1 pseudogene is annotated in these 253 nt (G+C 62.1%); it reads right to left on the bottom strand.

Annotated elements, in window-relative coordinates:
• Positions 1 to 253 (bottom strand): annotated as a pseudogene (locus tag SB756_RS32725) (FAH family protein); the annotation flags it as partial.

Here is a 253-nt window from a genome sequence, read left to right as displayed (position 1 = left end):
GGCGAACGACAAGGTCGCCGTGCCGAAGAAATGAATGTGCACATCGCCCGGGCGCAGGAACTGGGCGTACTTGAAGTGGTGATACTCCAGGTTGTCCAGAGAGTGGCACATGTTGTCCTCACCGCTGAGGAAGGCCTTTTCCCAGATCACCTGGCCGTCGCGACGAATCCGGCTGATGCCGTCCAGGTGGCGGGGCAGTTCACCCACCCGCAGTTCGGGGCCGAACGAGCAGCTACGCAGCTTGGAGTGAGCC

The sequence above is a fragment of the Pseudomonas sp. SIMBA_068 genome (assembly GCF_046534705.1).
GTDB lineage: Bacteria > Pseudomonadota > Gammaproteobacteria > Pseudomonadales > Pseudomonadaceae > Aquipseudomonas > Aquipseudomonas putida.
This window is presented reverse-complemented; position numbering and strand designations above follow the sequence as displayed.